This window comes from Pseudomonas sp. HMWF021 (assembly GCF_003061005.1).
GTDB lineage: Bacteria > Pseudomonadota > Gammaproteobacteria > Pseudomonadales > Pseudomonadaceae > Aquipseudomonas.
In genome coordinates, this window is record NZ_QAIK01000155.1 from 53,143 (window position 1) to 74,246 (window position 21,104).

General features: G+C 60.0%; 24 protein-coding genes. 12 read left to right on the top strand and 12 right to left on the bottom strand.

Annotated features, from left to right (window positions below):
• The 4 genes from DBR18_RS22335 to DBR18_RS22350 form a co-directional block, all read left to right on the top strand.
• Window positions 1–1,422 (top strand): monovalent cation/H+ antiporter subunit D (locus DBR18_RS22335; RefSeq protein ID WP_256588844.1); only part of this gene is annotated, 1,422 nt, incomplete at its 5' end.
• Window positions 1,419–1,907: a Na+/H+ antiporter subunit E gene (locus DBR18_RS22340; protein ID WP_108591946.1), complete on the top strand. Its 489-nt coding sequence runs from the start codon at window positions 1,419–1,421 to the stop codon at window positions 1,905–1,907. The genes DBR18_RS22335 and DBR18_RS22340, both read left to right, overlap by 4 nt.
• Window positions 1,904–2,182, top strand: a complete 279-nt coding sequence (locus tag DBR18_RS22345) for a K+/H+ antiporter subunit F (protein ID WP_003225959.1) — start codon at window positions 1,904–1,906, stop codon at window positions 2,180–2,182. Before DBR18_RS22340 ends, DBR18_RS22345 begins: the two co-directional genes overlap by 4 nt.
• The gene (locus tag DBR18_RS22350; protein ID WP_108591947.1) at window positions 2,179–2,541 is read left to right on the top strand and encodes a Na+/H+ antiporter subunit G; all 363 of its coding nucleotides are present in this window, start codon (window positions 2,179–2,181) and stop codon (window positions 2,539–2,541) included. Before DBR18_RS22345 ends, DBR18_RS22350 begins: the two co-directional genes overlap by 4 nt.
• A gap of 144 nt (window positions 2,542–2,685) precedes the next feature.
• On the opposite strand, the gene DBR18_RS22355 is transcribed toward DBR18_RS22350, so the two are convergent.
• Complete coding sequence (locus DBR18_RS22355; RefSeq protein WP_108591948.1) at window positions 2,686–3,126, bottom strand: DUF3995 domain-containing protein; 441 nt, start codon at window positions 3,124–3,126, stop codon at window positions 2,686–2,688.
• 94 nt (window positions 3,127–3,220) lie between these two features.
• Between DBR18_RS22355 and DBR18_RS22360 the strand changes: the two genes are divergently transcribed.
• Both DBR18_RS22360 and DBR18_RS22365 read left to right on the top strand, forming a co-directional pair.
• Window positions 3,221–3,610 carry a DUF2946 domain-containing protein gene (locus DBR18_RS22360; protein WP_047598254.1) on the top strand — a complete coding sequence of 130 codons (390 nt, stop codon included), beginning with the start codon at window positions 3,221–3,223 and terminating at the stop codon, window positions 3,608–3,610.
• Between the two features lie 93 nt (window positions 3,611–3,703).
• Window positions 3,704–5,836 carry a TonB-dependent siderophore receptor gene (locus tag DBR18_RS22365; RefSeq protein WP_108591949.1) on the top strand — a complete coding sequence of 711 codons (2,133 nt, stop codon included), beginning with the start codon at window positions 3,704–3,706 and terminating at the stop codon, window positions 5,834–5,836.
• 110 nt (window positions 5,837–5,946) lie between these two features.
• Here DBR18_RS22365 and DBR18_RS22370 read toward each other — a convergent pair whose 3' ends face one another.
• From DBR18_RS22370 to DBR18_RS22380, 3 genes are all read right to left on the bottom strand, one after another.
• Window positions 5,947–6,960, bottom strand: a complete 1,014-nt coding sequence (locus DBR18_RS22370; RefSeq protein WP_108591950.1) for an ABC transporter substrate-binding protein — start codon at window positions 6,958–6,960, stop codon at window positions 5,947–5,949.
• 128 nt (window positions 6,961–7,088) lie between these two features.
• On the bottom strand, window positions 7,089–7,286 hold the full coding sequence (locus DBR18_RS22375; protein ID WP_108591951.1) for a hypothetical protein: 198 nt from the start codon (window positions 7,284–7,286) through the stop codon (window positions 7,089–7,091).
• 7 nt (window positions 7,287–7,293) lie between these two features.
• Window positions 7,294–7,743, bottom strand: coding sequence for a hypothetical protein (locus tag DBR18_RS22380; RefSeq protein WP_177482422.1), 450 nt, complete (start codon window positions 7,741–7,743; stop codon window positions 7,294–7,296).
• Between the two features lie 424 nt (window positions 7,744–8,167).
• Here DBR18_RS22380 and DBR18_RS29710 point away from each other — a divergent pair, with 424 nt between their 5' ends.
• Window positions 8,168–8,443 (top strand): hypothetical protein, encoded by a 276-nt coding sequence (locus DBR18_RS29710; RefSeq protein WP_108591953.1) that lies wholly within the window; start codon window positions 8,168–8,170, stop codon window positions 8,441–8,443.
• A 46-nt stretch (window positions 8,444–8,489) separates the two neighbouring features.
• A complete protein-coding gene (locus tag DBR18_RS22390) occupies window positions 8,490–8,726 on the top strand; it encodes a DUF2789 family protein (RefSeq protein ID WP_025111383.1) in 237 nt (78 codons plus the stop codon).
• A 6-nt stretch (window positions 8,727–8,732) separates the two neighbouring features.
• Here DBR18_RS22390 and DBR18_RS22395 read toward each other — a convergent pair whose 3' ends face one another.
• The 3 genes from DBR18_RS22395 to DBR18_RS22405 form a co-directional block, all read right to left on the bottom strand.
• On the bottom strand, window positions 8,733–8,936 hold the full coding sequence (locus DBR18_RS22395) for a hypothetical protein (RefSeq protein ID WP_108591954.1): 204 nt from the start codon (window positions 8,934–8,936) through the stop codon (window positions 8,733–8,735).
• A gap of 109 nt (window positions 8,937–9,045) precedes the next feature.
• A complete protein-coding gene (locus DBR18_RS22400) occupies window positions 9,046–10,650 on the bottom strand; it encodes a methyl-accepting chemotaxis protein (protein WP_108591955.1) in 1,605 nt (534 codons plus the stop codon).
• 247 nt (window positions 10,651–10,897) lie between these two features.
• Entirely contained in the window at window positions 10,898–11,302 is a 405-nt protein-coding gene (locus DBR18_RS22405) for a TraR/DksA family transcriptional regulator (protein ID WP_003225981.1), read from the bottom strand.
• Between the two features lie 409 nt (window positions 11,303–11,711).
• Between DBR18_RS22405 and DBR18_RS22410 the strand changes: the two genes are divergently transcribed.
• The 4 genes from DBR18_RS22410 (at window position 11,712) to DBR18_RS22425 (ending at window position 14,927) form a co-directional block, all read left to right on the top strand.
• The gene (locus DBR18_RS22410) at window positions 11,712–12,620 is read left to right on the top strand and encodes a MurR/RpiR family transcriptional regulator (protein ID WP_108591956.1); all 909 of its coding nucleotides are present in this window, start codon (window positions 11,712–11,714) and stop codon (window positions 12,618–12,620) included.
• 61 nt (window positions 12,621–12,681) lie between these two features.
• Window positions 12,682–13,287 (top strand): glutathione S-transferase, encoded by a 606-nt coding sequence (locus tag DBR18_RS22415; protein WP_108591957.1) that lies wholly within the window; start codon window positions 12,682–12,684, stop codon window positions 13,285–13,287.
• Between the two features lie 2 nt (window positions 13,288–13,289).
• On the top strand, window positions 13,290–14,396 hold the full coding sequence (locus tag DBR18_RS22420) for a DNA alkylation repair protein (RefSeq protein ID WP_108591958.1): 1,107 nt from the start codon (window positions 13,290–13,292) through the stop codon (window positions 14,394–14,396).
• A gap of 141 nt (window positions 14,397–14,537) precedes the next feature.
• Window positions 14,538–14,927, top strand: coding sequence for a GFA family protein (locus DBR18_RS22425; RefSeq protein ID WP_108591959.1), 390 nt, complete (start codon window positions 14,538–14,540; stop codon window positions 14,925–14,927).
• A 204-nt stretch (window positions 14,928–15,131) separates the two neighbouring features.
• Here the strand turns inward: DBR18_RS22425 and DBR18_RS22430 are convergent, their stop codons facing one another.
• The 5 genes from DBR18_RS22430 to DBR18_RS29715 form a co-directional block, all read right to left on the bottom strand.
• Window positions 15,132–15,494, bottom strand: a complete 363-nt coding sequence (locus tag DBR18_RS22430) for a DUF6124 family protein (RefSeq protein ID WP_108591960.1) — start codon at window positions 15,492–15,494, stop codon at window positions 15,132–15,134.
• Window positions 15,495–16,743: 1,249 nt separating this feature from the next.
• The gene (locus DBR18_RS22435) at window positions 16,744–17,001 is read right to left on the bottom strand and encodes a DUF1652 domain-containing protein (protein WP_108591961.1); all 258 of its coding nucleotides are present in this window, start codon (window positions 16,999–17,001) and stop codon (window positions 16,744–16,746) included.
• Between the two features lie 134 nt (window positions 17,002–17,135).
• Window positions 17,136–18,632, bottom strand: coding sequence for a helix-turn-helix transcriptional regulator (locus tag DBR18_RS22440; protein ID WP_108591962.1), 1,497 nt, complete (start codon window positions 18,630–18,632; stop codon window positions 17,136–17,138).
• 188 nt (window positions 18,633–18,820) lie between these two features.
• Window positions 18,821–19,714, bottom strand: a complete 894-nt coding sequence (locus DBR18_RS22445) for a LysR substrate-binding domain-containing protein (RefSeq protein ID WP_108591963.1) — start codon at window positions 19,712–19,714, stop codon at window positions 18,821–18,823.
• A gap of 6 nt (window positions 19,715–19,720) precedes the next feature.
• Window positions 19,721–21,104: xanthine dehydrogenase family protein molybdopterin-binding subunit (locus DBR18_RS29715; protein ID WP_256588845.1), on the bottom strand; the 1,384-nt coding region annotated here is incomplete at its 5' end.

A 21,104-nucleotide genomic window follows, 5' to 3' on the forward strand; every position in this document is an offset into this window, starting at 1 on the left:
GCACTGATGCTGGTGCTGACCGGGATCATCGGCGTCAGCGCCCTGCTGTTCGCCATGGCGCGCTGGGACGGTGCGGGGTCGAGCTTCCACGCGCTGTTCCAGATCCAACTGATGGGCCTGTACGGCGCCTTCCTCACCGCTGACCTGTTCAACCTGTTCGTGTTCTTCGAAGTGCTGCTCGCCGCCTCTTATGGCCTGTTGCTGCACGGCTCGGGTCGGGCGCGGGTGTCGTCGGGGCTGCATTACATCTCGATCAACCTGCTGGCTTCTTCACTGTTCCTGATTGGCGCGGCGCTGATCTATGGCGTCACCGGCACCCTGAACATGGCCGATCTGGCGCTGAAGATTCCGCTGGTGCCGGAAGCCGACCGTGGCTTGCTGCACGCCGGTGCGGGGATTCTCGCGGTGGCATTTCTGGCCAAGGCCGGCATGTGGCCGCTGAACTTCTGGCTGGTGCCGGCCTATTCTTCGGCCAGCGCGCCGGTGGCGGCGATGTTCGCGATCATGACCAAGGTCGGCGTCTACACCCTGCTGCGTCTGTGGACGCTGCTGTTCTCCGGGCAGGCCGGAGCTTCGGCGTTCTTCGGTGGCGACTGGCTGATCTACGGCGGCATGGCGACCATCGCCTGCGCGGCGCTGGCGATTCTGGCCGCGCAACGCCTGGAGCGTATGGCCAGCCTTAGCATTCTGGTGTCGGCGGGGATTCTGCTGTCGGCGGTAGGTTTCGCCCAGCCGCACCTGATCGGCGCGGCGCTGTTCTACCTGGTCAGCTCGACGCTGGCCCTGAGCGCGCTGTTCCTGCTCGCCGAGTTGATCGAGCGGTCGCGTTCGGCCAACGAGATTCCGCTGGAAGATGAAAGTGAATTGCTGCCGCGTCCGCAGGAATCCCTGCAACCGCCCAAGGGCATCAACCTCGACGACGAACAGAAAGCCGTGGTCGGTCAGGTCATTCCGTGGACCATGGCATTTCTCGGCCTGAGCTTCATCGCCTGTGCGCTGCTGATCATCGGCATGCCGCCGCTTTCCGGGTTCATCGGCAAGCTCAGCCTGATCGGCGCCCTGCTCAATCCGCTGGGGCTGGGCAGCGAAGCGCCGATCTCCAACGCAGCCTGGGCGTTGCTGGCGCTGCTGATCCTGTCCGGACTGGCCTCGCTGATGGCATTTGCGCGCATGGGCGTCCAGCGTTTCTGGACGCCCGAAGAACGCCCGTCGCCGCTCCTGCGCAAGCTTGAGTGTGCGCCGATCTTCCTGCTGCTGGGGTTGAGCATCGCGCTGACCTTCAAGGCCGAGCCGCTGCTGCGTTACACCCAGGCCACCGCCGATGCCCTGAACAATCCGCAGCAATACGTGATGGCTGTACTCGGCACCCGCGCCGTGCCGAGTCCGGAAGCCAAGGCCGCGATGCTGGAGGTGCAACCATGAAGCGTCTGTTTCCCGCACCTTGGTTGTCGCTGGCACTGTGGGCCTTGTGGCTGACACTGAACCTGTCGCTGAGTCCGGGCAACCTGCTGCTCGGCGCGATTCTGGGTTTCGCGGCCCCTTTGATGATGCGCAAGTTGCGCCCGAAACATGCGCGTATTCGCAGGCCCTGGACGATTATCAAACTGTTCTTCCTTGTCGGGCGTGACGTGATCCTCTCCAACCTGATCGTCGCCTGGGGCGTGCTCAACGCCAAACGCCGGCCGCCGCGCTCGCGCTTCGTCAAAGTGCCTCTCGATCTGCGCGATGCCCATGGTTTGGCGACACTGGCAATGATCTGCACGGTGGTGCCGGGCACGGTGTGGTCGGAGCTGGCGCTGGATCGCAGCATCCTGCTGTTGCACGTTTGGGACCTGGATGACGAAGTGCAATTCATCGAGCACTTCAAGACTGCCTACGAGCAGCCGTTGATGGAGATTTTCGAATGAGCCCGCTGCTGTCGAACGCGATTCTGCTGACGCTGTTCCTGTTCTCGCTGGCAATGGTCCTGACCCTGATTCGCCTGTTCAAGGGGCCATCGGCGCAGGATCGAGTGCTGGCGCTGGATTACCTGTACATCGTCGCCATGCTGATGATGCTGACCCTGGGCATTCGTTATTCCAGTGACACTTATTTCGAGGCGGCGCTGCTGATCGCGCTGTTCGGCTTCGTCGGCTCGTTTGCCCTGGCGAAATTCCTGCTGCGTGGCGAGGTGATCGAATGACTGCGCAATTGTCGTTGTGGGTCGAGATTCCGGTGGCGATCCTGCTGGTGCTCAGCGGCGTGTTTGCGCTGATTGGCGCCACCGGATTGCTGCGCATGAAGGATTACTTCCAGCGCATGCATCCGCCGGCGCTGGCTTCGACACTGGGCGCGTGGTGTGTGGCGCTGGCGTCGATCATCTGTTTCTCGGCGCTCAAGTCCGGTCCGGTGATGCATGCCTGGCTGATCCCGATCCTGCTGGCGATCACCGTGCCGGTGACCACCCTGCTGCTGGCGCGGGCGGCGTTGTTCCGCAAGCGCATGGCCGGGGATGATGTGCCGGCTGAGGTGAGCAGTCGCCGCACCGAGAGTGGTAGTTAATTCGGCGGTGTCTGGGCAGGCCTCTTCGCGGGCAAGCCCGCTCCCACAGGGTTTTGGATTGAACCCATTACTTGTGAACACCCACAATCACTGTGGGAGCGGGCTTGCCCGCGAAGAGGCCGGTACTGCCAACACATGAACCGGTCAAACCCACGCCACCGCCAACAACCCCGCCCCCAGCACCAGACACAGCGGCGAATACACCCAGGTATCCAGCCGCGCAAACCGCGAACCCTTCATCTCCTTGAAAAACCCCACCAGATTCGAATCGCCAATCGCCCGGGCAAACATCAGCAACGCAATCGCACTGATCACCCATTGCAGCACCCTGTGATGCACCGCCGGCATGCCCCAGCCGACGCGCATGCACACCAGCGCGGCAATCACCAACAATGACGCCGCCACCAGCAGGGTAATCCAGCCTGACGGCTTGAACGCCGGTCGCACCGTCGCCACCAAACCTTGCACCGGCACTTGCGGGACAGCCGCCACCGCCGCCCATTGCCCACCCAGCGCCCAATACACATGCACCAGACTGATCGCTGCAAAAATCGTCACCAGCCATTGAGCCAACACAAAGGTCATGGTCGAGAATCCTTTGAAGGGATTTGAACAAAACATCCTAGTTGGCATTTTTTGAAGTGCACGACCGATCAGCGGTACGGTAAAGTGCCACCCCATGAAATTCACCCGTTCCGATCGTTCACTGCTGGCCTGGATGCTCTACTGCTGCGTCCTGTTCAATGTGTTCGCCTGCAGCATCGGTCACGGGCAGATGGTCGGGATGCAGCTCAACGGCATCGGCGGCCAGTTCTGTACGGTCGACCCGGCCACTCAGGCGCCGCTGACCAGCAATCCCAGCGAAGAACAACTGCCGACCCTGTCCAAGGCGTTCGGCTGTCCGCTGTGTTCGGTGGGCGGCGGCATGGGCCCGGCGTTCAACTCCAGCCTGACGCTGGCAGTACTGCCCGAGCAACACAGCCCGCCGCTGGCGCCCATCGTCAGCGCCGACCTCCCTGCCCGCTTCACCTGGCCTTCGGCCAACCCTCGCGCCCCGCCGCTCGCCTGAGTGTCTTTGCCTTTTTGATTGTTCAGCCCACTGCGCCAACGCGCGGCGTTCGCCTGTGCGCTGATTCCTAGACAAGCATTCAGGATTCAAACGATGAAACACATTCCTCTGCTGGCGAGCCTGTGCGGCTGCCTCTCCCTTAACGCCTGGGCGCAATCCACCGTGGACCTGGCGCCGATCACCATCGATGGTGAGTCCGGCGCCGAACCGGGCCTGAGCCTCGACCAGTCCAGCGGCATGGCCTCGCGCCTCGGCCTCAGCGTGCGTGACACACCCGCGTCGGTGGCCATCGCCAACCGCAACGACATCGAACGTCACGGCGCGCAGAACTTCCAGGACGCCGCCAACACCCTGCCCGGGGTCAACGCCAGCGCGCCGCCAGGCTTTGGCGGATTCGTCTCCTATCGCGGGTTCACCAGCAGCCAGATCACCCAGATGTTCAACGGCGTCACCGTCTCCGGCGGTCTAGCCCGGCCGGTGGATGCGTGGATCTATGATCGGGTCGAACTGGTGGGCGGCCCGTCATCGCTGATCAATGGCGCAGGCTCGGTGGGCGGGTCGCTGAACTATGTCACCAAACTGGCAACCCGCGAAGAACAAGCGGTCGAAGGCCGCGTCAGCTACGGCACCTACGACACCACCGAAACCGCGTTCGGCCTCAACCATGCGCTGACCGACCCGAGCGCCGACGTGCAGCACTACGCGCGTCTGGACGTCAGCCACAACACCAACAACGGCTACATCGACCGCCAGGAGCGTGATGCCTGGAGCGTGGCGTTCTCGTTGCTCAGCGACCTCACGCCGGATCTGTCGCACACCCTGGCCCTGGAATATCAGGATGAACATGAAGACAGTCCGTATTGGGGCACGCCGGTACTCAACCCCAAGGCTGGCGAACTGAAGATCGACAAACACAATCGCTTCAACAACTACAACGTCGAGGATGGGCGCTACGAACAGCGCACGATCTGGGTGCGCTCGATCATCGATTACCGAATCAATGACAGCACCACTCTGCGCAACACGCTGTATCACCTCGACAGCCAACGCGATTACCGCAACCTCGAGACCTATCAGTACAACGCCGACAACTCGGCGGTTAACCGTTCCACTGCCTATCAAGTGCGGCATCAGGGCGAGCAGAACGGCAACCAGTTCGAACTGCGCCACGACAACACCCTGCTTGGCCTCGATACCACTTGGTCCGGTGGATTCGAGTACAAGGTCAACCAGACCACCAACTCGCCGTTGAACATCAAAGGCGCGAGCACGGTCGATCCGAACAATTACCGGCCCGGGCATTTCTATGACATCCCCGGCACCAACCCGGCGCTGATCAGCGACAAGACCAACGAGGTCACGACCAAGGCGCTGTTCGTGGAAAACCGCTTGGCACTGACCGACAAACTGGCGCTGTTGACCGGCCTGCGTTACGACGACATCGACCTCGACGTGACCAACCATCGCACGGTGACGGCGACCAACCCCAAGCACCTCAAGCGCAGCTGGGAGCCGGTCACCGGGCGCGTTGGCCTGACCTACCAGTTCATCCCGTCGGCCAATGTCTACGTGCAATACAGCACCGCTGCCGAACAACCGAACGGCACGCAGGACTTCGACGTTTCAACCGGCAAGCAGTGGGAAATCGGCAGCAAGTTCGATTACCTCGATGGCCGTGGCTCGGCGACAGTCGCTGCCTACACCATCGAGCGCAAGGACTTCGCCGTGACCGATCCACTGGATCCGACCAGCAGCATCCCGGTAGGCCAGCAAACCTCCAAAGGCATTGAGGTCGCCAGTTCCCTGCGCATCACCGACAAGCTGCTGGCCGAGGGCAACTTCGCCTGGGTTGACGCACAGTACGACGACTTCACGGAGAAGAATGCCGCCGGTGTGGTGGTGTCGCGCAAGGGCAACACGCCCACCAACGTCCCGGACCGGGTCGGCAATCTGTGGCTGACTTACGACTTTTCCCCGCAGTGGCAAGGCGGGGTCGATGCGCGGTATGTGGCGTCGGTGTATGCAGATACGGCGAACACCATGACGGTGCCGTCGTACACGCTGTTTGGCAGTTTCCTCAGCTACAAGGTCGACTCGCACACCACCGTCACCGGCCGGGTGCGCAACCTGACCAACGAGGTGTATGCCGAGTTTGCGCATGTGTCGCCGGCGTACTACCTGGGTACGCCGCGAACCTTTGAATTGGCGGTGCAGACCAGGTTCTGACCCTAACCCGATCCCCTGTAGGAGCTGCCGCAGGCTGCGATCTTTTGATCCTGATCTTAAAAAATCAAAGTCAAAAGATCGCAGCCTTCGGCAGCTCCTACAGAGAGCAATTACAAGCTGGCGGATACTTTGTCCGCCACATCCTTCGGCACCCACGCCTGCCACACCTGCGGGTGCGCCTTCATGAACGCTTCCGCCGCCTGTCGTGGCGCGGTGTGCTTCTCGCTCATCTCGGCCAATGCCTTGTTCAACGGATCAATCGGGAAGTCGACCTTGCTGAAGAAGGCCACGATTTGCGGATACTGCTTCTGGAACGGCGTGGACACACCGATCGACAACTTGGACGCCAGCGAACGGGTCGGTTTCGGATTCGGGTTATCGGCATCGGTCAGGGTCTTCCACGCCTCGGCATCAAACGGTGGCTCTTCCAGCTGCACCAGTTTGAATTTGCCCAGTAACGGCGTCGGCGACCAGTAATAGAACAGCACCGGTTTGCCCCGGCGGATCGACGAACTGATCTCGGCATCCAGCGCCGCACCCGATCCACTGCGGAAATTGGTGTAGTCGTCCTGCAGGCCGTAGGCGGTCAGCTTCTGCTTGTTCACCACTTCCGAAGTCCAGCCGATCGGGCTGTTGAGGAAACGCCCCTTGCTCGGGTTTTCCGGATCCTTGAACACGTCCTTGTATTTCTTCAGGTCACTGACACTGCGCAAGTCCGGCGCCAGTGGCTTGATGCCCTTGGCGGCGTCGCCCTTGATCACGTATTCCGGCACCCACCAGCCTTCAGTGGCGCCCTTGACCGTATCGCCCAGGCTCGCCACCTTGCCTTCGGCTTCGGCCTTGACCCACACCGGACTGCGCCCGGCCCACTCCTCGCCAATGACCTGAATGTCATTGTTGGCCAGCGCGGTTTCTAAAGTGATGGTGGTGCCCGGCAGCGTATCGGTCGGCAAGCCGTAACCTTTCTCGACGATGATCCGCAGGACATCGGTGATCAGGCTGCCGCTTTCCCAGTTCAGGTCGGCAAAATGGATCGGCGTCTGCGCCGCCGCTATCGGTTGTGCCGATGCCAGCACACCGAACGTGACTACGCTGGCGGCCAGTAACCGTCGAAATCCTTTCATGCTTTTGCACCTCGTGCTGTTCTCAGCAATAGCAGGATGGCCTGGCAGAAGACCGCAAGCCTCTGAATACTCAGTCAACTGACTGTAGCCGAGGTTCCTGCTTTTTCCGGGAGCATGTCCGGACGAAGTTACATTTCAGACTTTTCCTGCAAGCTTTGCAGCTCGCGTCTGACCATGCTGGCGTATTCCGCCGGCTGCAAGGTATAGATCTGCGCTGCCACCCAATTGAGCCAGGCGCCCTGCAATCCGGCCTTGGCGTTGAACAGACGCAAGGCTTCTTCTCGCGCACGCTCTAGGTGCTGCGAATGGAAATCGGCGCGGCTCACTTGCCAGTCACTCGCTGGCCTTGAACGTGACCAGCTCGCCCTTGCGCCACTTCGCCGCTTTGCCGGTGACGGCTTTCAGGGTTTTGGTCAGGCCTTCCTGCAATTGCTGATGCGCGGCAAACACCGTCATCACACTGTGACCTTCCTTGAACAGGATCGCGTGACCATCAGCGGTCTCGACAAAGGCGTAATCGCCCAGGCCATATACCGTCAGTTTGATCTCGCGAAAGCGAATGTCCATTTTGCCGCCTTCACGGCTGGGCAGGACCGAGGCGCTGAAATGATCGCCGACCTTGAGCTTGAGCCCCGGCTTGTCATCAACCACCAGCGCGCTTTCGGTGTCGATCTCGGCCACATAGATGCCTTCGGCGTTCTGTTCGGTGATGTAAACAAAACGCGACTGGAACTGCTTGACCAGCTTTGCACGCAAATCACCCAACACGAACAAAGCATGCATATCGAGGTTACTGACTGCCAAAGAAACATCCCCACATCTGAAAAAGTACCTTGCGCCAAAACGCGCACGGCAAAAAAAACGGCCAGGCCGATGCTGTTACCGACTGACTCCAGTAAACCTTGAACAAACAGAACGCCTGTTCATCACGAGTTCGCAAGACTACTGGAAAGTCGCGCGAGAAACTTGCTTCGACGTTCGCCAGACCTTGAAGGAAAAATCTTCGTCGAAGCTCAACGAAAACGGACTACAAACTTTAGGGAAAAAACTGACCCAAAAAAGCCCTTTTCCGACATATCGCCGATAAAAAATTGCTTTAGATAGGCATCTGTCGCCAACAGGCACTGGCGATTCTAGAGCAGCGATGCTCCTTACGACTACTCGAACCGACCAGTAAACGTCGGCCAACTCATGAAAAGGACTTCATATGTGCACTCTGACTCACTTTGCCCGGACACCCTGCTCAGACATCGACACGTCTTTCGTGCTGCACGCCGCCGATTTACCGGTGCTCGCACAACATCAAGAGCGCCCTCTTGCTCCACGGTTCCAGGTAGTCCCGGCAGGGAATGCGTTTTTCCATATCAAGGAATCGTCTACTGGTCTTGTAAGAGGTTTCCGCGAAGATCATAACGAAGCATGTGCCCTTGCTCGGTCGCTTGAATCACGAATCGAACTCTTGTCCAACGGCTGCCTCAGATGAAGAGCGAGCGACAGCGCCATTTCGGCACACGCAAAAGGAGTACACGATGGAACTGCCTGCATATGATCTGAAAACCCTGTTCGACCAACTGGGACTGCCGTCGGAAGGCAGTGCAATCGACGACTTCATCGAAGCGCATCCTCTGGACGCCAATACCAAATTGATCGATGCCGACTTCTGGACGCCGCAACAGGCGCAGCTGCTCAAGGAATGGCTGCGCGCAGACGGCGAAGAAGCAGTGATGGTCGATGAATTGAACGTACGTCTGCACGACGGCCGTTAATCTCTATCAGTGCAGGCTGTCGCCAGGCTCGGCCATCAGTTGCGCCAGCCAGGCAGCCTTGCACTCTTCCGCCTCATCGCGACTGGCAAACGCGGTGCCGCGCCGTTCCCCATTGAGCAACACCACCCAGCAGACACTCCGACCCATCGCGCGCAATCCGGCGGGCACACCGCTGCCAATCATCACTGCGACATCGACTCTGCACATAATGACCTCTCGATTTCATTAGCTACCTAACTAATAGGGATGTTAATGATTTCATCGCAGAGGAAATAGCAACCTGCATGCACAGATTCATTGCACATGCGGTAACAATCGATCAGCGCGCAGCCTCCGGCTTATAGCCCAGGCGCAAACCACCCCAATGGCGGCCCCTGACCATGATCGGCACCGACAGGTCGTGCATCAGCTCGCCGGTATCGCGGGTGTAGGTCTGCAGCAGCACCGCTTGCTGATGACTGCCGCAGCGGATGCCGGTGCGGTCGGAGAACTTGCGTTTGGTACGGTTGCCTACCGCGTCGACCTTTTCGTCACCGGTCAACGGCTGACTGAACGCCAGATTGTGCGTCGGCACATAACCCTGCGGCGTGCAGGCGATGGCGAACACTAACCCTTCATGACGCGGCAGTAACGGCTCCTGTATCGCCGGCAGCACCTGATCGGTGTAACGGTCGAAACGAGTCTGAAACTTCGCCGGTTGCGTTCCGGGAATCGGCTGATACTGGCGGTCGAACAAGTCCTCAAGGCTGATTCGCCCCTGCTCGACATCCGCCTCGAACCGCGCCGCAATCTGGCTCGCACCTTCTCGCGCCAGGTCATAGACCCGCTGGTGATAGTCATCCAGACCGACTTCGGCCAGACGCTCGCTGATGGTTTCCGCCTGGCCCTCCATCTGCACGGCGGCCTCGGCCAGACGCCGGGTCTGCTGATCACTGATTGCCAAGTCGCTGCGCATTTGCTCGATGGCCTTGAACAGGCTGTCGAGTTGCTCGCGATTGGTTTGCGCGCCACGGGCAATTTCGCCGACCTGGGTTTCCACGCCTGCTGCCAGCCGCGCGATGTTTTCCAGATGTTGGCCGGTATTCTCGACTTGCTCGACACCGATCTGCAGATCGCTGGACAGCTCGCGGATCTGCTCCACCACTTGCGCCGTGCGCTGCTGAATATCGGCGACCATCTCCCCGACTTCACCGGTCGCCGAGGCCGTCCGCGCCGCCAGGCCGCGCACTTCATCCGCCACAACGGCAAAACCACGACCATGCTCACCGGCCCGCGCCGCTTCGATGGCCGCGTTCAACGCCAGCAGATTGGTCTGACTGGCGATGGATTGAATCACCAGGGTCACGCGCTGAATGTCATCGCTGCGCAGGCTCAACGCTTCGATCAACTCGCGGCTGGCATTGGCCCGTTGACTGAGTTGATGCATGCGCACAATCGAATCCACCAGCTCCGTGCGTCCCGCCGCGCTGCTGTGGTGCGCCTCACTGGCGGCCTCCAGCGCTTCGCGGCTGAGCTGCGAGGTGGCGTGTTCGGTGGCGATCATCACTTCGGCATTGCTGACAATCTGTGCCGCCGCGTCGAGTTGCGATTCGAGTTTGCTCGCCAGTTGCCTGACGGAAAACGCCACGCCCGCTGCGGACAGCGCGTTATGACTGGTGGTGCAGGAAAGGTCGCGGGTGAGTTCGGAAATCGCGCTGCCAGTCTCGGCAGGCGCAACATCAGGGATGGCACGTGAGCGCAGGCGCGGCAGCCAGACAATCAGCACCGCCAGCGGCAGGCCGATGTACAGTGACCATTCACCCAGCGTCATGCCGGCGAGCAACAGCATCAGGGCGATGCTTTGCAGGGTCGGAGCGAGCCAGCGGTTTTTCGGCAACAGCACTGGTGCGGGCAAAGCCCCAACCAGAGATCCATCTCTCGTCATATCAACACCCCACGCTTGTTCTCATTGTTGTGACTGCATTAAACGCCACTAGAACGCCATTATCCATGGTCCGTTAGTCGTGGAGTCTGCAGCAGGTCAAAGGAACCGCTCGGGAATAGTGCAGACGAGCAAAAGCAAAGATCGCAGCCTTCGGCAGCTCCTACAGGGGTTTACGTGAACCACTGCAGGAGCTGCCGAAGGCTGCGATCTTTTGCAGGCGCCCCCGATTCAGGGGGCAGCCATGAAATCAGGCCTGACGCTGGTGCTTGTCGATCTGCTCGTGACGCTCTTGAGCTTCGATGCAGTATTTGGTGGTCGGGCTGATCAGCAGGCGCTTCAGGCCAATGGCCTCACCGCTGTCATCGCACCAGCCAAAGCTGTCTTCCTTGATGCGCTCAAGGGCTTGTTCCAGCTGTGGCAGCATGCGCTGGTCGCGATCGATCGCGTTTACCAGCCAGGTGCGCTCTTCTTCAACCGAAGCCGCGTCCGCCGGGTCGGCCGGGGTGTCCAGGCTTTCGATGGCGATACGGTTTTGCTCAATGCGCTCGTGGGTTTCGACTTTCATGTTCTGCAACAGCTCAGTGAAGAAAGCGTGCTGCTCGGCATTCATGTAGTCATCTGCCGGCATGGCCAGCAACTTGTCCTTTGTCATTGATATCTCTATAAAAAAACGTGCATTAAGGCGAATTAGGGAGCGTTCCGGCGAACCGTGTCCGGTCGACGAAAAGGCATCGTTTATTGCAAACGCCACCCGGCACTCAATTTACGAGGGGCGGCAGTCTAAGGCCCGTTTGAGGCCTCAGCAACTGAAAATCCAGCGAATTTGTCCGACAACACCCTTAAACAGCTCTGACACAGGCGTCATGGCGGTCATCGGAGTGCGTTTATAGCAAGAAATTCAGTCGAGCGGCTGTATATAGAAGACAAACGGCTAACCGCTGGTGCCTCATCGCGAATTTTTCTTCTCCCGGTGCATCGTTTCAGCCAGGCAGAACCCGAAAAGCCCTCCTAACATCAGCCACAACCCAGCACTTTGTAGCGATCAGCCCTAAGGATAACGTATGCCCCGCCCCGATCTGCCGGCCAACGACGAGCGTCCCCTCGCCAGCCCCCCGATCAATGCCGAGCGTCTGCTGCAACTGATCACCGAGGAATATGACACCCTGCCGCGTCAGCTCAAGCGCATCGCCAGCTACATGAGCCAGCAAAGCGACCGGATCATGGTCGATCGCATCAGCGACATCGCCCGGGAGTGCGAGGTGCATCCGTCCGCCATCGTGCGCTTCTCGCAACGCTTCGGCTTTAGCGGCTTCAGCGAAATGCAGGCATTGTTTCGCGCCGCCTACACCCACAAAGCCTCGCCGGTACAGAACTACCAGCAGCGCATCCGCAGCATGATCGCCAACCAGTCACAATCAGCCAGCGACGGCGATCTGGCCCGCGAATGCATCGACGCCACCCGTTCCGGCATCGAACGCCTGAGCCGCGAACTCGACGACGTCGCGTTTGAAAAAGCCGTCGACCTGATCGCCAACGCCGACAACATCTATGTGGTCGGCGTGCGCCGCTCCTTCGCCGTCGCCGACTACCTCGTTTACAACCTGCAGCACACTCAAAAGCGCATTCATCTGGTTTCGGGGTTGGGCGGCAGTTATCGCGAGCAGATGCGCAGTGTGCGCAGCGGTGATCTGGTCATCGCGATCAGCTTCACCCCCTACGCCAGGGAAACCCAACACTGCCTGCGCTACGCCCGCCAGCAACAGGCCAACACCCTGATCCTCACCGACAGCCACCTCTCACCACTGGCCAGAAGCGCCAACAGCCTGCTGCTGGTCAATGAAGGCAGCGCCTTGGCGTTTCGTTCGCTCAGTGCAACCTTGTGTTTGTGTCAGGCGTTGTTTGTGGCGGTCGCGTATCGGCTGGAATTGAATGTGGACGAGATTCACGAGCAAGCCGGATTTGACGACTGACATTTGCCTCAGGCTCGGCTAGGTTATGCCTTCCCACCGGTTCGACTTGAAGGAACGCGTCATGAAACTGATCGGCATGCTCGACTCCCCTTACGTGCGCCGCGTGGCGATCTCCGCCAAACGCTTGGGCATCGATCTGGAACATGAGTCTGTCTCGGTGTTCCGCCATTTCGAGCAGTTCCAGCAGATCAACCCGGTGGTCAAGGCGCCGACCCTGATCCTCGATGACGGCGTGGTCCTGATGGACTCCACCCTCATCCTCGACTACCTCGAAGCCGCGAGCGGTAAAAGCCTGCTGCCGAGCGACCTCAAACAACGCGCCCACGCCCTGTGCCTGATCGGCCTCAGCCTCGCCGCCTGCGAAAAAGCCGTGCAGCTCTATTACGAACGCAACCTGCGCCCGGCCGACATTCAATACCAACCGTGGGTCGAGCGCGTCGAAGGCCAACTCGCCGCAGCCTTCACCGCCCTCGAACAGGAACTGGAAAAAACCGGCCTGCCCACCGACGGCACCCTCACCCAGGCCGGCATCAGCCTCGCCGTGGCGTGGAGCTTCACCGACCTCGTCGTCCCCGACCAGATCGACACCCGCCGCTACCCGCACATCGCCCAATACACCGCCTACGCCGAAACCCTCGAAGCGTTCGTCAGCACCCCGATGACCTGACCATGAGCACTACCGACACCGCCGCCCCGGCGTTAAAGGAAATCTTCAACGCCGAACGTCTGCAGCACATCGCCACAGAAACGAGCGCCGTGTACCCGGCGTTCAACGCCAAAGCGTTTCTCAAGCATGCCAACCAAGGGCTCGCCGACCTGTCAGTGATGCAACGCATGGCCCGCGTCAGCGAAAGCCTGCACGCCGTGCTGCCGCTGGACTACGAAGATTCCCTCGAGGTCCTGCGCGAACTCGCCCCGCGCCTCAACAGCGGATTTGTCAGCATGTGCCTGCCGCACTACGTCGCCAGCTACGGCGGCCACGCCTTCGACACCTCGATGCAAGCCCTGAAATACTTCACTACTTTCGGTTCCTCCGAATTCGCCATCCGTCACTTTCTGCGCAGCGACCTCGAACGCTCACTCGAACTCATGCACGACTGGGCCTTCGACGAAAACCACCACGTGCGCCGCCTCGCCAGCGAAGGCAGCCGCCCTCGCCTGCCGTGGTCGTTTCGCCTGGAAGCCGTGCAAGCCAATCCGCAATTGGCTGCTGGAATCCTCGATCGGTTGAAGGCCGACGAGAGTCTGTACGTACGCAAATCCGTGGCGAATCATCTGAATGACGTGACCAAAGAACATCCGGAATGGGTGCTGGACACGATTGAAGGCTGGTCGCTGAAGAACAAACACACGACATGGATTGCCAGGCATGCATTGCGCAGCTTGATCAAACAGGGAGATTTACGCGCGCTGACGGTGATGGGTGCGGGGGCCAAGGCGGAGGTTGAGTTGCTGGAGGTGAAAGTTGAACCGGCGGTGATCAGGCTGGGTGAGGCGATTACGTTGTCGTTTACGGTGAAATCGACGGTGGCGCATGAGCAACGGTTGGTGATTGATTATGCGATTGACTATGTGAAGGCGAATGGCGGGGTTTCCGCGAAGGTTTTCAAGTTGAAGACGCTGGAGTTGGCGGGGTTTGAGAGTGTGGTTGTGGGGAGGCGGCAGGTGATTCGGGATTTTACGACGCGGAAGCATTTTCTGGGGCGGCATGGGGTGCGGGTGATGGTTAATGGGGAAGTATTGGGCAGCACTGAGTTCGATATTGTTGCTGGATGACACTACAGATGGATTGCGTGGGGCTGGCAGTATTTGGATGCATGTGGGATTACGGACGGGGTTGCTCGGCCACAAGCAGTCAGTCGACCGTAGTGATTCAGATAGTTAAGCTGGTGTGTTTTTACCTGCCGGGTTGAGACCATGACAGAGCTATATCAAGGAAGCTGCCTATGCTCAGCAGTCAGTTACGAGCTGCTCACTCCACCTAGCGCAGTGAGTCATTGTCATTGCACTCAGTGCCGAAAGAGCCACGGAGCAGCATTCTCTTCGTACGGCAGCGTTCCCCGCAACTCGCTACGGATACTTGGCAGCGGCACCAGCATCAAATCCTATGCTTCCTCAGAACAGGTGTTACGCGAGTTCTGCGCGCAGTGTGGTTCGACATTGTTCTGGTCTCGATCTGAGGGCGAATTTGCCGACTGGGTTTCGATAGCACTGGGCACGCTCGACACCCCCTTCATACCTCGAAAGCAAAAACACATTCATGTCGACTCAGCAGTCCACTGGAACACATGTCTCCTGGTCGACTGACTGCTTACGTCAGCGTCGATAAGAACGGGGCGTCTCTACGTGAAGTCCGTAGATATACGGAGTCATCTTCACTGCTCAGGAAGTCCGTTTCTTATGACACGGGTTAAAGGATTTCTTGAGTTCATCCGTCCCCTTTAATCCGACGCCTCTGACGCACAGACCATGGTGTGCGACGAGTACGTTGCCTCGTCGCACCGAGGCGCATTACTGAGCTATTTCGACGTTATCCAGTGCCTGATTGACGGCGAGTTCGCCGAGCATCACGACTTGTGCGATGCCGAGTGCGGTTTTGCGGTGGGAGTTGTTGAGCGTGGCGGCGAAGTTGTTGAGCATTTCACTGGCCGAGCCTAGAGTTTCGCTGGCGTTGGCGAGCAGGGATTCGGTATCGCTCTTCGGGTTGGCGAGGTACATGCGCTCGGGCTCGTTGTTGCTGGTATTAATGAGGGCGGCGGGGTTGAGATAGTGGTCGAGGGCGCGTTCGGCGGCTTCGTGGAGCCTTTTGGAGTCCAGGGATTCGTAAGGCGATGTGGCGTCGGTTTCTGGCGGGTTGGGTGTTGGTTTGATCATGGTGAAACTCCTAGTTGGTGAAGAGGAGCCGTCACTTTCGCTACCAAACGATAGGTGGCGGCCACGCGCGGGTTGGTAGACCGGTAACTAGGACCCGGCACACCCGAAGGTGTCCTGCGCATGGCCACCATTAAGCAGACCTGAGCAGGCCGGCGAACGGTTCGCTGTGCGACTAGTTATGGCGGGCTACCAAACCCGATCACTGTTTTTCAGTGACCGACAGACGATAGAACCCACGCTCTAGGCGCACAAGCCGGCGGATTCTGGCTTAGTTGTAGGCGATGGAGCAAGGTGTTGTAGGTCACCAGTAACCGCCGAAGGCATTGTTTAAACATCCGGTAATTTTTATGTTTATTCCATGCAAGGATTGATGCGGTGATTGGGTGGGCGCCTTCGCGAGCAAGCCCGCTCCCACCGGGGATGGTGTGGGGATGGAGGTTTTTGAGCTGGTCGCGGTCAAGGGTGGGAGTGGGCTTGCTCACGAAGGGGGCGGCACATTCAGGATCAATAATGGGGACTGACACTGCACCTTCGTGAGCAAGGTCGCTCACACCGGGCGGATCAAAGGATCGCAGCCTTCGGCAGCTCCTACAGGGTGATGAGGGCATTCGGTAAAAGGTGTTCAGGATTGTTCATTAGGAGCTACCGCCATCACTTGCAGATGATGGGTGGCAGCTGTGCGCGGGTCTGCAAGACCGGGAAACCAGGAACCCGGCAGACCCGAAGGTCTCCCGCACAAAGCTGCCATCGAACGGACACAAGTGAGCGTCCTTCTGACATGGCTATGCGACTGGTTTCGGCGGGCTTGCAGACCCGATCACTATGAGCAGTGACAGGAGTCAAGTTACGGGGGGCACGCCAGGCGCACAAGCCGGCGGATTCTGGCTTAGTTGTAGGCGATGGAGCATGGTGTTGTAGGTCACCAGTAACCGCCGAAGGCATTGTTTAAACATCCGGTAATTTTTATGTTTATTCCATGCAAGGATTGATGCGGTGATTGGGTGGGCGCCTTCGCGAGCAAGCCCGCTCCCACCGGGGATGGTGTGGGGATGGAGGTTTTTGAGCTGGTCGCGGTCAAGGGTGGGAGTGGGCTTGCTCACGAAGGGGGCGGCACATTCAGCATCAATAATGGGGACTGACACACGGGGTGGATCAAAGGATCGCAGCCTTCGGCAGCTCCTACAGGGGAATGGGGCATTTGGTAAAAAGTGTGCGGCGGGACGCTACGGAGGCACATCCCGCCCGCGAGCTAGGCCAGATCCGGGTCCCGCGAGGCCCGCAGGGTGTTGCTCTGCAACTCGTACCGCAATTCATCCACCAGCGCCGCCACCGCTTCCGGTGTGCGCAACGCATCGAGCTTCAAACCACTGATCACCAGATCCACCTGCCCCGACCCCGGGTGATACAGCTTCACCGTCAGCGAATGCTCACCATCCACCAGGCATTCACAGGCCAGCGGCGAAAAACTCTGCTCCAGGCGGGCGCGCAACTGCGCAAGATTCATCATGGAGGCTGTTCCTTTAGCTACTTCGAAGGGAGACGATCCCAAGCCGGAAGGCTCGTATCGCACGCCACCAGACTAAGAACTCGCCTGCCCCGCCAAAACATCCATTTGCACCTGATCGACTAGTGCATTTGCACCTACCGCTGTCCCTTGGTGCTCCATTCCCCGGAGAACAATCCACGCTCCCGCGCCCAGACAATCGCCTCGCTGCGGCTGTGAACATCCAGTTTGGAATACACGGTCGCCACATGATTGCGCACGGTGTTGGGCGCCAGTTTCAGCCGTGCCGCGATCTCCTTGTCGGCCAGCCCTTCGCAGATCAGCCCCAGTACATCGCGCTCACGCGCCGTCAACTCGGTGAACGTGACGCTCGGCAACTGCGGTGAATTGACCTTCTTCACATTGGCCAGTTTTTCGATCAGCGTACGACTGAACCACGAGGCGTCCTTCATCACCTCTTCAATCGCCGCCACCAGTTCCAGTTCGGTGCGTTTGCGCTCGGTGATGTCCATCAGCACCAGCAGATAACACGGCGTGTCCTGAATATTCACGGTGTCAGCGGACAGCGCGCACTCCAGCAGATCCGCGTCCTTCCTGCGCACCCGCACGTCGACCCGATCGACCCGCCCATTTTTCGCCAGCGCGGTCAGCAGCCGCGACCGAGCGCCATCGTCATCGATGAAATTCAGCTGCGTCACGGTTTTGCCAACGACCTCGTCACTTTCGTACGCCAGGGTGTCGAGAAACGCCTGGTTGACATCGATGACCTGCTGTTCATCGGCGCTGCAGATCAGAATCGGCACCGGGGTCAGGCGGAACGCCTTGGCGAAGCGCTCTTCACTCTGACGCAGCGCCACTTCGGCCTTGTGCCGCAGCTCCATGTCGACGAAGGAAAACAGCATGCAATCCTCGTCATTGAGCTGCAGCGGTTGCCCAGCGACGATCACCTGCTTGCTGCCGCCATCGGGCAGACGCAATTGGGCCTGCATCTGCGGAATGGTCGCGACATCGCGCAGGCGCTGGATCGCCAGATCCCTTTGCTCGGCCTGTTCGAAAATATCGATTTCATAGGCCGAGGTGCCGATCACCTGATCGCGGGTGTAGCCGGTCATCTCGAGAAACCCGGGATTGACCTTGATATAGCGCAAATCGCTGAGGCGGCAGATCACCGCGGGCGCCGGGTTGGCGTTGAAGGTTTTCTCGAAGCGCTGCTCGGCGTTGGCCCAATCGGTGACGTCGCTCATGATCAAGACCAGCGACTCCGGCTGCCCTTCGCGGTCGGTCAGCACCATGCTGCGCACGCTGTGCACCCAGACATGCTCGGGGTCATCCACGGCACTCAGCTCAATCAACAGATCACTGAAGACTTCGCAACGGGCGACGCGGCTGATCGGATAGTTTTCCGGGGGGATCACGTGATTGTTGCGATAACGCAGGCTGAAGCGCTTGGCGTATTCCTCGGCGTTGCTGCCCAGCTCCCCGATCCGGCTGACACCGTGCATGGCCAGCGCCGCCTCATTGGCCCAGAGCACGCTCTGGTCAAGCTCCAGCAGAATCACCCCGTCGGACAGCCCGGCAATGATCTGCTGCAACTGGCGACGATTGGTTTCGGTGGTCAGGACTTCCTGGCTCATTGGATCTCCACAGGGAATGCACGTGTGAAGATTACGACCGCAGGCGTTCGTGATCGTGCCGAACATAAATTCCCGCACCACCACAGTCCCCCTGTGGGAGCGAGCTTGCTCGCGAATGCGGTATTTCATTCCAATAATTTGTCGGCTGACACACCGCCTTCGCGAGCAAGCCCGCTCCCACAGGGGGATCACTGGTGATCTGAAGATTCCACCAGCTCGCGCAACGTATCGAGAAACAGCCTGAGCACCGGCGAAGCATCATCCGCGCGGTAAGTGGCATACAACGGCACCTCCGGCAGCGCCGGGGTCAGCTTGCGGAACACCAGCCCCGCCGGCGCCAGTTGCTCGATCGAGGCCGGCAGCAGCGCCACACCGAAGCCGGCGCGCACCAGACTCAGCAGCGTCTGCACCTCAATCACCTGCTGGCGGATCTGCGGCGTGAAACCGGCCTGAATACAACACTGATAGAGAAAGTTGGCAAACCGCGACTGCTTCAGTTCCAGCGCGACAAACGGCTCCTGCGCCAGATCCGCCGGGGCCAGTACCTCGCGCCTGGCCAGCGGATGATCAGCCGGCATCACCACATGAATCGGCTCGTAGATCAGCAGTTCATTGCGCAACAGCGGATCGTCATAACCGACGCGGAACACGCAGGCGTCGATACGTTTTTCTTTCAACGCCTTGACCTGCGCCGCCGGGGTCATTTCATGCAGCCGCCAGTTCACCTGCGGATAGCGCTCGCGAAACAGGTGCAGGGCCTTGGGCAGCACGCCGACCATCACCGAACTGATCATGCCGATTTCCAGTTCGCCCAATTGCCCGCGCCCGGTCTGACGGGTCAGGTCCAGCGCCCGCTCAAGCTGTTCGAACACCAGTGGCGCCTGCTCCTTGAGCATCTGCCCCGCCGCTGTCAGCTCGACCCGATGGTGACTGCGCTCGAACAGCGGCGTGCCGAGCTCTTCCTCCAGCAGACGAATCTGCTGGCTCAGCGGCGGCTGACAGATGTGCAGACGCTCGGCGGCGCGGCCAAAGTGCAACTCATCGGCCAAGGCCATGAAATAGCGCAGCAGACGCAGGTCCATGGCGGTTTACCCCAGACTCAGCGGCGTTGAACGCTGGCGCACGCCCGTCAGCGCGAACAAGGCGTTGGCAATCGCTGGCGCCACCGACGGACTGCCCAACTCGCCGACGCCACCGGGTTTGCCTGGCTCACCGTCCAGCACCACGATATCGATGGCCGGCATGTCCGACATGCGCGTCACGCGGTAGTCGTGGAAATTGCTCTGCACCACCCTGCCCTGTTGAATGTCGAGCCGATCGAACAAGGCATGACCGAGGCCCCACATCAGGCCGCCGTAAATCTGCTCTTCGACACCGCCGGGTGACACCGCCAGACCGCAATCGACCACGCAGGTCAGCTTCTCGACTTTCGGCTTGCCATCGACCGTCGCGACCCGCGCCACCACCGCGATAAAACTGGTGTAACCCTGATTGGTCGCAATCCCCAGCGCAGTGCCCGGCGGCAGCGGCTGGCCCCATCCGGCACGCTCGGCGGCCTGTTTGAGCACCGCCACGTGCCGTGGCCGCTCCTGCATATTCGCCAGCCTGAACGCCAGCGGATCGGCGCCCGCCGCGTGGGCCAGTTCGTCCATGAAGCTCTCAACGGCGAACACGTTGGGAATGAAACTCACCGAGCGATACCAGCCGCTGGGTACGTTGCTTTCGTGCCTGACCCAGTTCAACTGCAGATGCGGCGGACGGTAGGCGAAGTCCCACGCGGTGATCGCTTCGGTGGTGCTGTAATCCATGTGATCCGGGCGCTCGAAATAGCCCGGCTCCCACTGCTCCGGCGAGGCTGGCGAAACCGCGTGCAGTTGCAGCGCACTGAGTTGGCCGTGGGCATCCAGCGCACCTTTGACCCGGTGCAGCGTCGCCGGGTGATTGAACAACGCGTGCATTTCATCTTCGCGGCTGTTGAGCAGTTTCACCGGCACGCCGGTCTGCTGCGCCAGATACGCCACTTCGAACAACCAGTATTTGGCCTCCCGCGCACCGAAGCTGCCACCGGACACCAGCTCGTTGATGGTGACCTTGCCCTTGTCGATGCCGCACACGGTTTGCGCGGCTTCCAGCGCCGAGGACGGCACCTGCACGCCGCCCCAATAGGTGATCGCCTTATCCTGCACGTGCGCGGTGATGCAGATCGGCTCCAGTGGGTTCTGCACCTTGTACGGCATGCGGTAATCGGCTTCGAGCAGTTGCGCCGCGTGCGGCCATTGCGTGTCGACATCGCCATGCGTCATGGCCGTGACGGTTTGGCTCTGCGGGTCGGAAATAGCCGCAGCCTGGGCGTTGGCCAGTTCCGCGCTGTCGAACCCGGCCAGTGGCGAGTCGCTCCATTTGATCTCCAGCACCTTGCGGCCCTGCTGCGCCGCCCAGAACGTCTCGGCCAGCACCGCCACGCCTTCCAGA

Coding starts and splice junctions, on each gene's coding strand:
- DBR18_RS22440 (WP_108591962.1), bottom strand. CDS start 18,632: ATGAGCCAGGAAGTCCTGACCACCGAAACCAATCGTCGCCAGTTGCAG.
- DBR18_RS22370 (WP_108591950.1), bottom strand. CDS start 6,960: ATGAAAGGATTTCGACGGTTACTGGCCGCCAGCGTAGTCACGTTCGGT.
- DBR18_RS22380 (WP_177482422.1), bottom strand. CDS start 7,743: ATGCATGCTTTGTTCGTGTTGGGTGATTTGCGTGCAAAGCTGGTCAAG.
- DBR18_RS22405 (WP_003225981.1), bottom strand. CDS start 11,302: ATGACAAAGGACAAGTTGCTGGCCATGCCGGCAGATGACTACATGAAT.
- DBR18_RS22355 (WP_108591948.1), bottom strand. CDS start 3,126: ATGACCTTTGTGTTGGCTCAATGGCTGGTGACGATTTTTGCAGCGATC.
- DBR18_RS29710 (WP_108591953.1), top strand. CDS start 8,168: ATGTGCACTCTGACTCACTTTGCCCGGACACCCTGCTCAGACATCGAC.
- DBR18_RS22360 (WP_047598254.1), top strand. CDS start 3,221: ATGAAATTCACCCGTTCCGATCGTTCACTGCTGGCCTGGATGCTCTAC.
- DBR18_RS22345 (WP_003225959.1), top strand. CDS start 1,904: ATGAGCCCGCTGCTGTCGAACGCGATTCTGCTGACGCTGTTCCTGTTC.
- DBR18_RS22435 (WP_108591961.1), bottom strand. CDS start 17,001: ATGATGAATCTTGCGCAGTTGCGCGCCCGCCTGGAGCAGAGTTTTTCG.
- DBR18_RS22425 (WP_108591959.1), top strand. CDS start 14,538: ATGACAGAGCTATATCAAGGAAGCTGCCTATGCTCAGCAGTCAGTTAC.
- DBR18_RS22350 (WP_108591947.1), top strand. CDS start 2,179: ATGACTGCGCAATTGTCGTTGTGGGTCGAGATTCCGGTGGCGATCCTG.
- DBR18_RS22420 (WP_108591958.1), top strand. CDS start 13,290: ATGAGCACTACCGACACCGCCGCCCCGGCGTTAAAGGAAATCTTCAAC.
- DBR18_RS22445 (WP_108591963.1), bottom strand. CDS start 19,714: ATGGACCTGCGTCTGCTGCGCTATTTCATGGCCTTGGCCGATGAGTTG.
- DBR18_RS22390 (WP_025111383.1), top strand. CDS start 8,490: ATGGAACTGCCTGCATATGATCTGAAAACCCTGTTCGACCAACTGGGA.
- DBR18_RS22415 (WP_108591957.1), top strand. CDS start 12,682: ATGAAACTGATCGGCATGCTCGACTCCCCTTACGTGCGCCGCGTGGCG.
- DBR18_RS22410 (WP_108591956.1), top strand. CDS start 11,712: ATGCCCCGCCCCGATCTGCCGGCCAACGACGAGCGTCCCCTCGCCAGC.
- DBR18_RS22340 (WP_108591946.1), top strand. CDS start 1,419: ATGAAGCGTCTGTTTCCCGCACCTTGGTTGTCGCTGGCACTGTGGGCC.
- DBR18_RS22365 (WP_108591949.1), top strand. CDS start 3,704: ATGAAACACATTCCTCTGCTGGCGAGCCTGTGCGGCTGCCTCTCCCTT.
- DBR18_RS22430 (WP_108591960.1), bottom strand. CDS start 15,494: ATGATCAAACCAACACCCAACCCGCCAGAAACCGACGCCACATCGCCT.
- DBR18_RS22400 (WP_108591955.1), bottom strand. CDS start 10,650: ATGACGAGAGATGGATCTCTGGTTGGGGCTTTGCCCGCACCAGTGCTG.